Origin of the sequence: Comamonas sediminis, from assembly GCF_041107495.1 — a bacterium.
GTDB lineage: Bacteria > Pseudomonadota > Gammaproteobacteria > Burkholderiales > Burkholderiaceae_C > Comamonas > Comamonas sediminis.
The window spans coordinates 397,585-412,753 of record NZ_JBGBDC010000003.1 but is presented as its reverse complement, the minus strand read 5'-3'; the positions used below and the strand labels follow the sequence as shown (position 1 = coordinate 412,753).

12 protein-coding genes are annotated in these 15,169 nt (G+C 66.2%); 7 read left to right on the top strand and 5 right to left on the bottom strand.

The genetic code is table 11. From position 1 onward, the window contains the following. Positions 1-55: 55 nt before the first annotated feature. Positions 56-1,240: an LLM class flavin-dependent oxidoreductase gene (locus AB7A72_RS09510; RefSeq protein ID WP_239809440.1), complete on the bottom strand. Its 1,185-nt coding sequence runs from the start codon at positions 1,238-1,240 to the stop codon at positions 56-58. Between the two features lie 440 nt (positions 1,241-1,680). Here AB7A72_RS09510 and AB7A72_RS09505 point away from each other — a divergent pair, with 440 nt between their 5' ends. From AB7A72_RS09505 to AB7A72_RS09480, 6 genes are read left to right on the top strand one after another with little or no spacing between them, the layout of a single operon-like run. After that, entirely contained in the window at positions 1,681-2,667 is a 987-nt protein-coding gene (locus AB7A72_RS09505; protein WP_239809441.1) for an ABC transporter permease, read from the top strand. Continuing rightward, a complete protein-coding gene (locus AB7A72_RS09500; RefSeq protein ID WP_312410768.1) occupies positions 2,667-3,692 on the top strand; it encodes an ABC transporter permease in 1,026 nt (341 codons plus the stop codon). The genes AB7A72_RS09505 and AB7A72_RS09500 overlap by 1 nt, the downstream gene beginning before the upstream one ends. Beyond that, positions 3,693-4,688 carry an ABC transporter ATP-binding protein gene (locus AB7A72_RS09495; RefSeq protein ID WP_230779284.1) on the top strand — a complete coding sequence of 332 codons (996 nt, stop codon included), beginning with the start codon at positions 3,693-3,695 and terminating at the stop codon, positions 4,686-4,688. Between the two features lie 7 nt (positions 4,689-4,695). Then, a complete protein-coding gene (locus tag AB7A72_RS09490) occupies positions 4,696-5,688 on the top strand; it encodes an ABC transporter ATP-binding protein (RefSeq protein WP_369459750.1) in 993 nt (330 codons plus the stop codon). A gap of 21 nt (positions 5,689-5,709) precedes the next feature. Beyond that, positions 5,710-6,750, top strand: a complete 1,041-nt coding sequence (locus tag AB7A72_RS09485) for an aldo/keto reductase (protein ID WP_239809444.1) — start codon at positions 5,710-5,712, stop codon at positions 6,748-6,750. A 19-nt stretch (positions 6,751-6,769) separates the two neighbouring features. Then, entirely contained in the window at positions 6,770-7,996 is a 1,227-nt protein-coding gene (locus tag AB7A72_RS09480) for an acyl-CoA dehydrogenase family protein (protein WP_369459749.1), read from the top strand. Between the two features lie 30 nt (positions 7,997-8,026). Here the strand turns inward: AB7A72_RS09480 and AB7A72_RS09475 are convergent, their stop codons facing one another. Next, positions 8,027-8,266, bottom strand: a complete 240-nt coding sequence (locus AB7A72_RS09475; RefSeq protein WP_369459748.1) for a hypothetical protein — start codon at positions 8,264-8,266, stop codon at positions 8,027-8,029. Between the two features lie 451 nt (positions 8,267-8,717). On the opposite strand from AB7A72_RS09475, the gene AB7A72_RS09470 reads away from it, so the two are divergent. Then, entirely contained in the window at positions 8,718-10,109 is a 1,392-nt protein-coding gene (locus AB7A72_RS09470) for an IPTL-CTERM sorting domain-containing protein (protein WP_369459747.1), read from the top strand. Positions 10,110-10,201: 92 nt separating this feature from the next. Here AB7A72_RS09470 and AB7A72_RS09465 read toward each other — a convergent pair whose 3' ends face one another. The 3 genes from AB7A72_RS09465 to AB7A72_RS09455 form a co-directional block, all read right to left on the bottom strand. Next, entirely contained in the window at positions 10,202-12,058 is a 1,857-nt protein-coding gene (locus tag AB7A72_RS09465) for an Hsp70 family protein (protein ID WP_369459746.1), read from the bottom strand. A gap of 3 nt (positions 12,059-12,061) precedes the next feature. Then, a complete protein-coding gene (locus tag AB7A72_RS09460) occupies positions 12,062-12,736 on the bottom strand; it encodes a DUF2760 domain-containing protein (RefSeq protein ID WP_133857494.1) in 675 nt (224 codons plus the stop codon). 239 nt (positions 12,737-12,975) lie between these two features. Beyond that, positions 12,976-15,129 (bottom strand): TonB-dependent receptor family protein, encoded by a 2,154-nt coding sequence (locus AB7A72_RS09455; RefSeq protein ID WP_369459745.1) that lies wholly within the window; start codon positions 15,127-15,129, stop codon positions 12,976-12,978. Positions 15,130-15,169: the final 40 nt, after the last annotated feature.

Sequence of the window (15,169 nt, the reverse complement as noted above, 5' to 3'; positions counted from 1 at the left end):
GAGACGGCGAAAGTCTGTGGATAAAGCTGTGCGCAGTGCAGCGCAGGTGCTGCCGCTAGAAACGCAAGCCGGCCTGCTTCATCAGCGGCAAGATGCGGTCGCCAAAAAATTCCAGATCGGGCTTGAAGTCAAAAAAGCTCAGCTGCAGCCCATCGATGCCGGCGCGCTTGAGTTGGACAAACTGCTCGACCACCTGCTCGGGCGTACCGATCACTTCGATGTTGCCGCCGATGGCGCGGCGCTTGGGGGCATCGAGGGCGGTGCGGCCGCGCCAGGCATGGGCATCGCTCTTTAAGCTGCTGAAGCCGTCCGGGGTGCGCTGGTCCTGGTGGGCCACGATGGCATCGTGGTAGGCCCAGGTCTCCGCCTCGGTGCCGCGGCTGATGACCATCGGGTTGAGCAAGGTGCGCACGTTGCGGCCGGCATTGCGCGCCTCTTGCTTGACGCGGGCCGCATGGGCGGGCAGCACCTCGATGGCACGGGCAAAGTCCGATGCGCCGGGGCTGGTGATGAAGACCAGGTCCGAATGCCGGGCCGCAAAGGCAATTCCGGCGTCCGAGCCGGTGGCATTGACCAGAGCGGGCCGGCCAAAGCGCGGCTTGGGGCTGACAAAACCGCCCCCCAGCTTCCACGGCGAGATCCCTTCGAACGAGTAGTTCTCGTCATAGGACCACAGGCGCTGCACGACCTCGATGAACTCCGAGGCCAGGTCATAGCGCCGGTCATGCTCGATCTGGTCCCAGCCAAACATCTTGTGCTCCACCTCGCGGTGGCCGGTGACGATATTGATGCCCCAGCGCCCGCCCGAGATATGGTCCAAGGTGGCACCCCACTTGGCCAGGTGCAGCGGGTGCAGCGGGCCGTAGAGCACATGGATGGTCGAGATCAGCATGATGCGCCGGGTGACCGAGGTCAGCGCCGCCGTGGTGGCAAACGAATCCAGCGCATCGCCATTGAACACCCCGCCGTAGCCGCCCTTGGGCAGCCACTGCGACAGCGCAAACACCAGATCGAACCCCAGGTCTTCCGCCTTCAGCACCAGGTCCTTGTTGTAGTCAAAGCGCCAGTCGGTGCTGCGCGGCAGGGTCGAGGCACTCCAGCCGCCCGCCTGGATCGGCAGAAACAGGCCCAGCAGAATGGGCTGCGCAAAAGCCTGCGACAGGGGGCTGTCCGGAAAATCCAGCGGCGAGGCGAATGTCTCTCGATCAGCGAGCGTATCCAGGGGTATTGCAGAGTTCATGGAGCGGCCAGGGGGTTTCACGACAAAGGACGGTAAACCGGCATAGAGGTAAACCGGGGATTTCACCGTCCGCATTGGCTTGAATAATCCCATGAATCAGCAGCGTGTTCTTGCGCCGATTTTGCATTTGCATATTTAAAAATCAGCCATCAACGCTGGCATGCAAATCCCCACCAAAGCACAGTGCAAACGTACAGCGCAGCCCCTTGCCACCGCTTATAGCTTTCAAGTATGTGCTGCCAAGCAAACAAAATATGCGGTTTTGGGTTCACATCCGCTCGAAAAACTTTGGCGAGCAGCCACCAACCAATAAAAATCAGATACCGATATTTGTTATTTAGTTTGCACCTTTTGATATATGAAATGGCATGCTGCAAATACCGGAGATAAGGCAGGAACGCTCCTATCATGCACAGGGTCACCCCCGATCAATAATGCGCATGAATACCCTCCCCCGTTTATTGCGATCGCTCTGGTTCAATGCCAAATATGCAGTACCCACGGTGCTGGGCGTAGCGATTTTGAACTTTCTGCTGCTGCAGCTCACACCCGGTGATGCGGCCGATGTGATGGCCGGCGAATCCGGCGCGGCCACCGCCGAGACCCTGGCGGCGCTGCGCTCACGCTTTGGGCTGGATCTGAGCGTGCTGGAGCAGCTGCAGGCCTACCTGGGCAACCTGGCGCATTTCAGCCTGGGTTTTTCGCCGCGCTACAACATGCCGGTGATGGAGCTGATCGGCCAGCGCCTGCCCAGCACCTTGCTGCTGATGGGCCTGGCGCTGGCGATTGCCCTGAGCCTGGGCATTGCGCTGGGCACGGCGATGGCCTACTTTGCCGGCCGCCTGCCGGACCGCCTGCTGTCGGTGCTGTCGCTGCTGTTCTATTCGGTGCCGGGCTTCTGGACCGGGCTGATGCTGATCGTGCTGTTCTCGGTCAAGCTCGGCTGGCTGCCCAGCGGCGGCTCGGCCAGCATCGGCTCGCAGCTGAGTGGCGTGGCCGCCGTGCTCGATCAGCTGCGCTACATGGTGCTGCCGGCCACCTCGCTCGCCCTCTTCTATGTAGCGATCTATGCGCGCCTGACCCGCGCAGCGATGCTGGAGGTGCAGTCGCAGGACTTTGTGCGCACCGCCGCGGCCAAGGGCCTCTCGCCCTGGCGTATCACCGTGCGCCATGTGCTGCGCAATGCGCTGCTGCCGGTGACCACGATGGCCGGCATGCACCTGGGCGGCATGCTCGGCGGCGCGGTGGTGGTCGAGACCGTCTACAGCTGGCCGGGCCTGGGGCGCCTGGCCTTCGAGGCCGTGCTGAGCCGCGATTTCAGCGTGCTGATGGGTGTGCTGTTTCTCTCTTCCCTGCTGGTGATCGCCGCCAATGTGCTGGTCGATCTGCTGCATGCCTGGCTGGATCCCCGAATCGAGGTGCGCTGATGTCTTTGTCTTCCTCTTCCCAGGCGCTGCCGATCCCCCCGGCCGCCACCCACCCGCTGGCGGCCGCACAGGCGGCGCACAGCAGCACCAGCAACGCCGAGCCCGATGCCGCGCCCTGGCCCAATCTGCATGCGCCCGACGCGGTGCGCACCAGCACCAGTGCTGCCAACGCCGGCAGTGGCAGCCAGGGCTACCGCGCGCTGCGCGTGTTCCTGCGCAATCCCACGGCCATGCTGGGCTGCGGCTTCTTGCTGGCCGTGCTGCTGCTGGCGCTGACGGCGCCCTGGCTCTTTCCCGGTGATCCGCTGGACATGGTGGCCCAGCCCTTTCTCTGGCCCGGCCAGGATGCCGCCTACCTGCTGGGCACCGACTCGATGGGCCGTGATGTGGCTGCCGGCATTGCCCATGGCGCGCGCGTGTCGCTGCTGGTGGGCGTGTCGGCCACGTTGATCGGGCTGAGCCTGGGCATTGGCATTGGCGCCGTCAGCGGCTACTTTGGCGGCTGGGTCGATGACCTGCTGCAGCGCGTGGTGGTGCTGTTCCAGACGATTCCCAGCTTTATCTTGCTGGTGGTGCTGGTGGCGATTGCCCAGCCGGCGATCAGCACCATCGTCGTGGCGATTGGCCTGGTGACCTGGCCCACGGTGGCGCGCCTGGTGCGGGCCGAGTTCCGCGCGCTGCGCCACAAGGAGTTTGTGCTGGCCGCCCGCGCGCTGGGTTACTCGCACAGCCGCATCATCCTGCGCGAGATGCTGCCCAATGCGCTGCCGCCCATCATCGTTACCTCGTCGGTGATGGTGGCCTCGGCCATCCTGCTGGAATCGGCGCTGTCCTTCATGGGCATGGGCGACCCGAACGTCGTCAGCTGGGGCAGCATGATCGGCATGGGGCGCGACCTGCTGCGCACCGCCTGGTACCTGACGGCCGCACCGGGCCTGGCCATCGTGTTTGCCGTGCTGGCCTTCAACCTGATTGGTGATGGCTTGAACGATGCCCTCAACCCCCGTCTGTCGCAGGAGCGCTGAATGTCCGAAACCTCTTTGCTGGATGTGCGCGGGCTGAGCATCCGTTTTCCGCAACTCGATCCGGTGCGTGGGCTGAGCTTCAGCGTGCAGGCGGGCGAGACCTTGGCGATCGTCGGTGAATCGGGCTCGGGCAAATCACTCACCGCCCTCGCGCTGATGCGCCTGCTGCCGCGCGCGGCCCGCATTGCGCAGGGCGAGATCCGCTTCAACGGCCAGGACCTGCTGGCGCTCGATGAGCGCGCGATGCGCCAGTTGCGCGGGCGCGAGATCGGCATGATCTTCCAGGAGCCGATGACCTCGCTGAACCCGGTCTACACCATCGGTTGGCAGATCGCCGAGGTGCTGCGCCAGCACGAGGGCTTGAGTGCCAAGGCGGCACGGCTGCGCGCCATCGAGCTGCTCGATACCGTGCGCATCCCCGATCCGCAGCGCCGGGTCGATGACTTTCCGCACCAGCTCTCGGGCGGCATGCGCCAGCGCGTGATGATTGCCATGGCCATTGCCTGCCGCCCGCGCCTGCTGATCGCCGACGAGCCCACCACCGCGCTGGATGTGACCATCCAGGCCCAGGTGCTGGACCTGCTCGACCGGCTGCGCAAGGAGCTATCGATGGGCCTGATCCTGATCACCCACGACCTGGGCGTCGTGTCGCAATGGGCCGACCGCGTGGTGGTGATGTATGCCGGCCGCGAGGTGGAGCAGGCCCGCCCCGGCCCGCTGTTTGACGAGCCCCTGCACCCCTACACCCAGGGCCTGCTGGCGGCATCGCCCCGGCTGCAGCCCGGCGCGCACTACCTCGATGGCCCGCTGACCGAGATTCGCGGCAGCATCACCTCGGCCATAGGCCAGGCCGGCTGCGCCTTTGCACCGCGCTGCCCGCGCGCCCAGGCCTATTGCCACAGCGTTGTGCCGCCCCTGCAAGCAGCAGGCCCGCAACGCCTCAGCGCCTGCCCCATCACCCTGCCTGCGTCTGCACGGAGCGCCCACCTTGCCTAGGACTGCCATGAGCCTGCTGACTGTCAGCGATCTTCAGACCCATTTCAAACTGCCCAAGGGCGTGCTGCGCGCCGTCGATGGTGTGTCGTTCAGCATTGCCAAGGGCGAGACCGTCGGCCTGGTCGGCGAATCGGGCTGCGGCAAATCCACCTTGGGCCGCAGCCTGCTGCGGCTGGAGACACCGACGGCCGGCCAGGTGGCGCTGGACGGCGAGGACATTCTGCCGCTGCAAGGCGCGCGCTTGCGCAGCCTGCGCAAGCGCATGCAGATGATCTTTCAGGACCCGTTCGCGTCGCTCAACCCGCGCCACAGCATCGGCAGCATTCTGGAGACGCCGCTGCAGGTGCATGGCCTGGGCGACCGTGCCCAGCGCCGCCGCCAGGTGGAACGCCTGCTCGACCGCGTGGGCCTGCCGCGCAGTGCGCTGGGCCGTTACCCGCATGAGTTTTCGGGCGGCCAGCGCCAGCGCCTGGGCATTGCCCGCGCGCTGATGCTGCAGCCCGATCTGGTGGTCTGCGACGAGCCGGTCTCGGCGCTGGACCTGTCGATCCAGGCGCAGATCCTGAACCTGCTGGTCGAGATGAAGCGCGAGTTCGGCCTGTCCTATTTGTTCATCTCGCATGACCTGTCGGTCGTGCAGTACTTTGCCGACCGGGTGCTGGTGATGTACCTGGGCCGCATCGTCGAGAGTGCCGACCGCCGCAGCCTGTGGAGCGCTCCGCGCCACCCCTACACCCAGGCGCTGCTCGATGCGGTACCGGACCCGAGCCGGCACCGCCAGGCTGCCCCGTTGGGCGGCGACCTGCCCAGCCCGCAGAACCTGCCCAGCGGCTGCCGCTTTCATCCGCGCTGCCCGCGCGCCACCGCGCTGTGCACCACGCAGGAGCCGCTGCTCAGCGACAGCGGCAAAGGCCACCTGGTGGCCTGCCACCATCCGCAGGCTCCGCAGGCTCCGCAGACCGCTGACACGCAGACCTCCGTCATCTCTTTTGTCCACTAACCCTTTGTTTTCTCCATTGCCATGACCTACCGTTATCTCGGCCGCAGCGGCCTCAAGGTTTCTCGCCTCGCCCTGGGCACCATGATGTTCGGCGGCCCGACCGATGAGCAGACCGCGCACGCCATCATCGCCACGGCCAAGTCCCAAGGCATCAACTTCATCGACACGGCCGACGTCTACCAAAAGGGCGTGACCGAGCAGGTGGTGGGCCGCGCGCTGGCCAAGGACCGCCATGACTGGGTGCTGGCCACCAAGTTCGGCAACCCGCTGGGCGAGGGCCCGAACCGGCGCGGCACCTCGCGCAAATGGATCATCGAGTCGGTCGACAACAGCCTGCGCCGCCTGGGTACCGACTACATCGACCTGCTGTACTTTCACCGCGCCGATTTCGATGCGCCGCTGGGCGAGGCAGTGCGCGCCATTGGCGACCTGGTGCGCGCGGGCAAGCTGCGCTATTTCGGGCTGTCCAACTTTCGCGGTTGGCGCATTGCCGAGGTGGCGCACCTGGCCGACGCCGAAGGCATCGACCGCCCCATCGCCAGCCAGCCGCTCTACAACATCGTCAACCGCACGGCCGAGGCCGAGCAGCTGCCCGCTGCCGCCGCCTATGGGCTGGGCGTGGTCTCGTACAGCCCGCTGGCCCGGGGCGTGCTGACCGCCAAGTACCCGAGTGTGGAAGCGGCCGAGCCCGGCTCGCGCGCCGCGCGGCTGGACAAGCGCATGCTGGAGACCGAATGGCGCCCCGAGTCCATCGACATTGCCGCCGAGATCAAGCGGCATACCGACGAGCGCGGCATCAGCCCGGTGGACTTTGCGCTGGCCTGGGTGCTGAACAACCGCCTGGTGACTGCCGCCATCGCCGGCCCGCGCACGCCCGAGCAATGGGACGGCTATATCCGCGCGCTCGATTACCAGTTCACCGCTGATGACGAGGCCCTGGTCAACCGCCTGGTGGCCGCCGGCCACCCTTCCACCCTGGGCTTTACCGACCCCGGCCACCCGGTCGAAGGCCGTGTGCCCTATGTCGCGGCTGCCCCGGCCCCCACACCAGCGGCCGCTTAAACCCACCAGGTCCACCGCCATGAATGCCTCTGTTCCCCCCCTGCGCTCCAGCCGCCCCAGCCGCGATGACCTGCTGGCCCGCCTGCCCCAGCTGGCGGCCGATATCGGCCAAGGTGCTGCACAGCGCGAGCTGCTGCGCGAGCCGCCCTGGGCGGCGTTTGACCTGCTTCGCGCATCGGGCCTGGGCGGCCTGCGCATTGGCCGTGAACAGGGCGGACCGGGCGGATCGGTGGCCGATGTGGTCGAGGTGGTCAGCACCCTGGCCGCTGCCGATTCCAACGTGGCGCATGCGCTGCGCACCCACTTCAACACCACCGAGCTGCTGCGGCTGGACACCAAGCCCTCCCCGCTGGCCCAGCGCCAGAACGCCTGGGCCTTGCAGGGCAAGCTATTTGGCGGCGCCTTTACCGAGCTGGGCACGGCCCGCGCCGGCATCAGCACCTCGACCCTGCTGCGCGAGGGTCTGCATCACCGGTTGAATGGCAAGAAGTACTACGCCACCGGCACGGCCTATGCGGATTACTTCAATGTCTTTGCCGTCAATGACGAGGGCCAGGGCGTCAATGCCGTGATCCCCGTGCAGCGCGAAGGCGTGCGGGTGCTCGACGACTGGGATGGCATGGGCCAGCGGCTGACGGCCAGCGGCAGCCTGGAGCTGAACAACGTGCTGGTCTATGACGACGAAATCAGTCCAGGCGCCCGCAACAACCTGGCCGGCCGCCATGCGTCTGCGCTGCGCCAGCTGATCCTGGTGGCGACTGCTGCCGGCATTGTGCGCAATATCCTGGCCGATGCGCGCCACTATGTGCTGCAGCTGGGCAGGCCTGCGATGCACAGCCCGGCAGAGCGCTCACGCGACGACCATTTTGTGCAGGCCGTCGTCGGCGAGCTGGCCGCCGCCAGCTATGCGATCGATGCGCTCATCAGCGCCAACGCCCGCCAGCTGGACCAGGGCGCCTATGCCATCGTGCACGCCCCGCAGAGTGCGGACGACGCCGTGCTGCAAGGCGCGCTGGCCACCGCCCAGACCCAGCTGGTCGTCAGCCGTCTGGCGCTGAATGCCGGCGAGCGCCTGTTTGAAGTAGGCGGCGCCTCCGCCACCTCGCGCCAGCTGAACCTGGACCGCCACTGGCGCAACCTGCGCACCATCTTCAGCCACAACCCTTTGCTGCATAAGACCCGGGTGGTGGGGGACTATGTGCTCAATGGCACGCGCACGCATCTGGAGGAGGGGCGGGTGTTTTGAGCGGATATGGCCTAGGTGTTGCAGAGATGGTTAATTTTTGCAAATAAATTTACAAAATGTGGCATGTTTAACTAAATCAACTAAAGTCGCGCAGGTCAGTGAAAGATTTCCCAGGAACACCATGATCTGCAGAAACCAGTCCCGTACACCCGTCACCCCGCACCGTGTTTTGTTTGCAGCCTTGGTTGCCGGCTTTGCATCTGGCAGTTGGGCCGCCTGCTTGGATACGCCTTCCGGCAACGCCGCACTGACGGCCTCTGCGGGCAGCATCTGCAGCGCCAGCCGCACGGACTACAGTGGCAACAACGTTGCAGGAGCCTACGACGAAGGATCTGTGTTGAACCTGTTGCCAGGCACCAGTCTGACGACCACAGGCGGAAGCACATATACCTTGAGCTCGGGCGGCGTCAACAATGGCAACATTGGTGCAAGAGACGGTGCAGCCTTGGTGCATGCACTCGGAGACCTGGCTATCACTTCCCGAGGAAACAGCAGTCGCGCCATTTTTATCTACGACGGCGCAAACGCAGCCAACGAGCGCTCGAAGTTACTGATCGATGGGAACCTGGTAACGCTGCGCGCTAGCGGCTCGGGCGGCGCCGCACTCCAAAACGCAGGTGGTGTGGTTGAAGTGCTGGGAAGCACGCGCATGGGAGCAGATGCAACTTCTACCACCCCCGCCCCATCTGACGGCATACGCAATGGTGGCAGCAGCAGGAGCGTGGGTAGCACCCTGTTCCGCAGCGGGCTGACTATCTACTCTACGTCCAACGGCATCCTCAACACTGCCGGCCTGGTACAGGTGCAAGGCTCCGCCGCCAACATCAACAGCACCGTCGGCACGGCTATCAATATTTCGGCCGGCACGGTCGATATGCCTGTGCCGGCCACTATCACCAGCGCCACAGGCACGGCCATTCTCGCCAGCGGTGGGCAGGTGGCATTGGGCAACAGCGCACATACATCGGCCACACCCGCAGCGGGCACCAGCCTGGTCAGCATCGGCACCCAAGCCGTGACGGTACAGGGTGCCAACGGCATCCAGGCCAGCGCCACGGGTGGCAACACCGTGCAGATGCAAGGCGGTAGCGTGGCCGCCACCACGGGCGATGCGATCGCGGTGAATGCCCCGGATGCGGCGAACAGCATCCACATCCAGGCCGGCCAGCTGACTGCCAGCGCAGGCCGCGCGATCTTTGATGGTCCCGGCAATGGCGATACGAGCGTGACTTTGGACAGCGCTGCCCAGGTCAGCGGCAGCATCGTGCTGGGCGATGGCTCGGACAGCCTGACGATCCATGGCACCGACATCAGCCAGATCACCTTGATCGATGGCGGCGATGACGTGTCCACCGCAGACGGCTATGTGGACCGCCTGACCCTGGCGGCCATCAACGGCCCGCAGCCGGCCGCCAAGTTCCTGAACTGGGAACGCATCAGTCTGGAAGGCAACAGCGACCTGACGTTGACCGGCAGCAGCCTGGCCACTGGCAGCGGCGCGCTGGCGGGTGAGGCGATGGGCCTGGTCGTCAACGCAGGCAATACGCTGCGCTTCCAGGATGCGGCGTTCTCGGTCCATGGTGATCTGGGCAACCAGGGCCAGGTGGCGCTGTCCAACAGCCAGGCAGGCGATGTGTTGACCGTCACCGGCAACTACGCCGGTGGTGGCGGCCTGGCGCTGGATGTCGTTTTGGGCGACAGCAGCTCGGCAGCAGACCATCTGGTGGTGCAGGGCAATACCGATGCAACGCCCACCACCTTGGCCATCAGCAACCTCGGCGGCACAGGTGCTGCCACCAGCGGCAATGGCATTTTGCTGGTGCAAGTGGCTGGCAGCTCTGCCACCAATGCCTTCACGCTGCCAGCGCCCGGCTATATCGACGCAGGTGGCTTCCGCTACCAGCTGGCCCAGGTGGGCAGCAACTGGTACCTGCAGGCCAAGGCCGCCGTCGTGACCGACCCGGGTACCCCGCAGATTCCGGAAGTGCCCCAGGTGCCGGATACCGCCACCAATCTGGCAAGGGTGCCTACCTTGGGCCGATGGGCGCTGATGCTGCTGTCGTCCTTGGCAGCTCTGTTCGGCATGGTCCAGCTCCGCAGGCGCCAGCGCTGATCCCACCCACAACGAAAAATGGCCCGTCAGCGCAACACTGAGGGGCCATTTTTTATAGGCAAAGTGGCCGCTGCATTGCAACGGCCTGCCGCTTACTGCTCCGCCGCCGTCTGCGCCCGCACATCAAACTCCACCTTCCAGCGCTCGCTGCCGCCCACGGGCACGGCATTGAGCTCCAGAGTGCCGATGTCGGTCACGCGGGCCTGCAGGGTGACGGGGACGACCTCGCCATTGGCGCGGCCTGCGGCGGGCAGGTTCAGCTCGATCTCCTGCAGTTCCAGCAGCTCCTCGGGGCCCCAGAAATCGAGCATCGTGCCAACGGTGTCGCTGCGGCGCACGCTGGAGCCGAAGAAGCGCATGCGCACCGGCTCGCCCACAACCAGGCCGAACTCCTGCGTATCGAGCGCCGCCTCGCTGCCCTCTTCCATGCCAAACGGTGCCAGGCACAGCGCAGACAGGGGAGGCTCCATGCCGGGGATTGCCGGCATGTTGGACTCGACGCCGACGTAGTAGGACTGCGCGGTGCCGCCACGGATGCGCACACCCCGGCCTTCGCGCACATGGCCGTAGTAGGCAGCGCCACGGGCCACAGCCAGGTCCAGGTTGGCACCGTCCAGCAGGCGTGCGGGGGCAGCGCCTTCGGCGGCCAGCCAGCTGTTCAGCACTTCGGTGATGCGCTGCTCAATCTGCGGCGCCTTGAGCACGCCGCCGTTGAACAGGATCGCGGTGGGGTGCAGAAAGCTGGCGCCTTCGGGCTGCGTGCCCTGCAGGCCGTCGATCTGCTCGGTCACGCCGGCCTGGCGCGACAGGAAGGCGGCCAGGTGGCGGGTCACCGCAGCATCTTGCGCATAGGGCAGACCCAGCTGGGTCAGCGCGCCACGCGCGCGGCTGATGGGCTTGTCGCTGACAGCGACTGGGGGGAAGAAGCCTTCGACCAGGGTGGCCAGCACTTCGCTGCGCGTCACCTCGGTGCGGATGCTGCCGCCGATCAGCTTGCTGCCCCGGCTGGGCACCACCACGGGCACCGACTGCAGCGCCTCATCGGACAGCAGTTGCTCCTTGGCGGCGCGGCAGCCATGGGCCAGTGCGCGGGTTTGCCAGGCGTCGAGCTGCTTGCCCTCTTGCGCCAGCTTGCGCGCCACGGCATAGGCCAGCGCCAGATCCATGTTGTCGCCACCCAGCAGGATGTGCTCGCCCACGGCCACGCGCTGCAAGGCCAGGTTGCCATCGCGCTCCAGCACAGCGATCAGCGACAGGTCGGTGGTGCCACCGCCCACGTCCACGACGAGGATCACATCGCCGCTTTGCACTTGCTTGCGCCAGCCGCCACCGCTGGCCTGGATCCAGCTGTAGAGCGCGGCTTGCGGCTCTTCGAGCAGGCTGAGCTTTTGAAAGCCGGCCGCCTTGCAGGCCTCGGCCGTCAGCTCGCGCGCGGCCGGGTCAAAGGATGCGGGTATGGTGACGGTGATGTCCTGCGCATCGAACGGTGCATCGGGGTGGGCCTGCTCCCAGGCCCAGCGCAGGTGCGACAGGTAGCGGATCGAGGCGGTCAGCGGCGATACGCGGTGCACCTCGGCCGGGGCATCGGCCGGCAGCAGCGGGCTGCGGCGGTCCACACCGGGGTGGCACAGCCAGCTCTTGGCGCTGGAGACCAGGCGTATCGGCGTGGCCGCGCCGCGCGAGCGGGCAAACTCGCCCACGACAAAATCCTGCTGCGCGCCCCAGGGCAGCGCCATGTCGGCGGCGCTCAGCTCGCTCTCATGGGGCAGGTACAAAAACGACGGCAGCAGCGGCCGCGCCTCGATGCTGGCGGGCGCCGTGAGTTGGGGGATGGCCAGCACATGCTGGACCAGGTGGTCGCCATCGCTGGCGCTCTTGTCCACATAGGACAGCGCGCAGTGCGTGGTCCCCAGGTCGATACCGATGCTGAATTGGGCTGGTGCTTGCATGGTTTAGAGCTCCACTTCGGCCTGGGCCAGCACCTTGGCGGCGGCGGTGTCGGTCAGTTGGGGCAGCTTGACCTCGGTCACCTGCCAGCCCCGGTGGCCCAGCGTGCCGGTGAACGGGGCCTGGCCCACGACATTGCCGGTCAGGCGCACGGCAGCGGCATCAAAGCCGGCCTGCAGGGTGATGCGGCTGCCTTCGGCCTCGGCACGCACAGGGGCCAGCGCGAAGTGCTCGCGCAGTACTTTGCGGCAGCCTTCGTGCACCACGCGGGCGGCGGCGCCAATTTCGGCATCGGTGTAGGGCGCCACGTCTTCCTGGATAAAGTCGACAAAGCGGGCCTCGCGCTGGAGCAGGCCCAGCAGCTGCAGTGCAGCGGTCTCGGTGGGCAGCTGCACGGTTTTTTCAACGAGCTTCTCGACCAGCTTTTCCACGGGCACTTCGACCCGCTTCTCTACCGTCTTCTCGACGATTTTCTCGACCGGCACTTCAATGCGGACTTCGACGATCTTCTCGACCGGGACTTCGACACGCACTTCCTGCGGTGGCACATCGGCTGCCAGGCGCTCACCGCCACGCACGCGCTGCACATCGGCCGCCAGGCGGCCATTGCCCAGAATGGCGAAGAAGCTGCCGATCGCAATGGCGATGCGGCTGAAAAAAGATGGGGGGGTGTTGTTCATGGAGGCACCAACAGACACCCGCCAGGGCGCTGCGGCGCTGCGCGGTCAGGGCCGGGGCAGCTGCGCAGCGCAGGCGGGTGGTTTTAAAAACGGGGTTTGCGGCAAGCGCAGGGCCTGGGCTCTACAGCCGGCGGCCAGCCCGCAAAACCGGGGATTTTACCGGCTGGCCCTATGCCCCCGCGCCATGCACCAGCAAGCGGTGGATAAGCATCCCGGAGGGCAATAGCGACGGGAACGGCTTAAAACTGGTAACTGACGTTGACGCCACTGGCCCAGTTGCGTCCCATGGCGCTTTCAAAATAGCGCTGGTTGCCGTCGTTGACGATGACCGAGCCGATGTAGTGCTTGTCAAACACATTGTTGACCCGCGCAAACGCGGCCAAGGTCCAGCGCGGGGCGATCTGTGCGCGGTAGCCGAGGCTCAGGGCCGTGGTGGCATAGCCGGGGGCGGCCTGGGTGTTGGCATCGTTGGCCTGCACATTGGAGCTGGCCTGCACGCCCATGCCGACCGTCCAGGCCGGCGCAAATTGCCAGTCGGCACCCAGGTAGGCGTTGTGGCGGGCCAGGCCGGGCAGGCGCTGGCCGGCGATGCCGCTGCCCGAATCCTCGCGGAAGCGCGCATCCAGCCAGGTATAGGCGGCGCGCAGTTGCCAGTCGCGCATGAGGTCCAGCTGGGCCGACAGCTCCAGGCCCTGGCGGCGGGTTTTGCCGGCATTGCGGTAGGTGGTGCGGCCGCCAGCGCTTTGGTCGGTCACGATCTCGTCACTGCTGTGCGACTGGAACAGTGCCGCGCTCCAGAGCCCGCGCAGCGCATCGCCACGCAGCTGCTGGCGGTAGCCCAGCTCCCACTGCGTGCTGCTGGTCGGCCGCAGATCGGTGTTCAGGCCCGAGCCGCTGTTGCGGTAAGACATCTCGGTGATGCTGGGCGTCTCAAAGCCGCGCCCTACGCTGGCGTAAATGGTTTGCTGCGGGCTGAGCTGGTAGGAGAGCGAGGCCACCGGCAGCAGCTTGCTGTGGCGGCTGCTGCCGCTGTCGTCGCCATTGCCGGGGGTGATGTAGTAGTCGTCCGAGCTGAAGCGCACGCGGCTGTAGCGCAGGCCGGTGTCCAGGCTCCAGCGGGGGGACAGCTGCCAGCGCGCCTGCACAAAGGGGTCGGTGCTGCTGACCTTGTTTTTCTCATCCCGGCGCAGCTGGCCGCGCACGCCCAAGGTGTTGCCGACAAAGTTCTCGTAGCCCTGGCGGTCTTCGGTCATCTGCTGCAGGTCGAGCCCCGCGCTCAGCTGCAGCGGCACGATGGTGTCGAACTCACCCACCCAGACCAGGCGGGCACCGGCATAGTCACGCGCCATGTCGATCACGCCGCCGGCGTGGCCCGGCGCCAGCTGCGGCGCTTTGGGGATGGACTGGTACTGCAGCATGCTGCGGTGGCCGTAGTAGGCCGACAGGCTCAGGCTTTGCCGGGCGTTGATGCGCAGGTCATAGGTGGCGCCCAGCTGCTGCTGCTCCAGCGATTTGCGCGTGTTGTACTGGTTGGCCACGCTGCTGGCCTGGCGCGGATCGGCCTGCCACTGCGCCATGGTCAGGCCCTGCGGGTCCTGCGCATCGCCCCGGGTGTGGTTGGCCACCAGGGTCAGCTTGTCGTCATGCGCCAGCGGAATCACCAGCTTGGCATTGAGCAGGTTGCGGTCGGCAGCGCTGTGCTCGCGGTAGCCATCGGTCATGAAGCGGCTGGTGCTCAGCACATAGCCCATGCCGCCATCGGTCTGGCCGCTGGCTTTCAGGCTGTAGCGCTGCTGGCCATCGCTGCCCACGCTCACGCCGGTTTCCAGCTTCAGGGGGCCTTGCGGGTCTTCGGTGTAAAAGCTCAGCACTCCCCCCGAGGCATTGCCGTACAGCGCCGAATACGGGCCGCGCAGCACCTCCACCCGCTCCAGGCTGGAGATATCGACATTCGAGGTCTGGCCCTGGCCATCGGGCATGGTGGCGGGTATGCCATCGACATACAGGCGCACGCCGCGCACACCAAAGGTGGAGCGCGCGCCATAGCCACGCACGCTCAGCTGCAGATCCTGGGCGTAGTTGTTGCGGTTGTTCAGGGTCAGGCCGGGCACGCTGCCCAGCGCTTCGGACAGGTTGACCTGCATCTGCCGATCCTGCAGCTCGCGGCCTTCCACCACATTGGCCGAGGCCGGCAGGCGCAGCAAATCGGCCGTGCCGACGGCCGAGCGCACCGACACGGTCGGCAACGTGGCTTCGGCAGCGGGTGCCTGCGTGGCTTCAGGGGTGGAAGGTGTTGCTGGTGCCGTTTGTGCAGCGGCGGACAAGGCGCACAGCAGCGCAGCGGCCCCGGCCACAGGGCGCAGGGGCGAGAAAGAAAAGGCGTGGATCGGCATAGAGGCCCGTATTTTCTTACAGCGCCTCAAGTGATGGGAA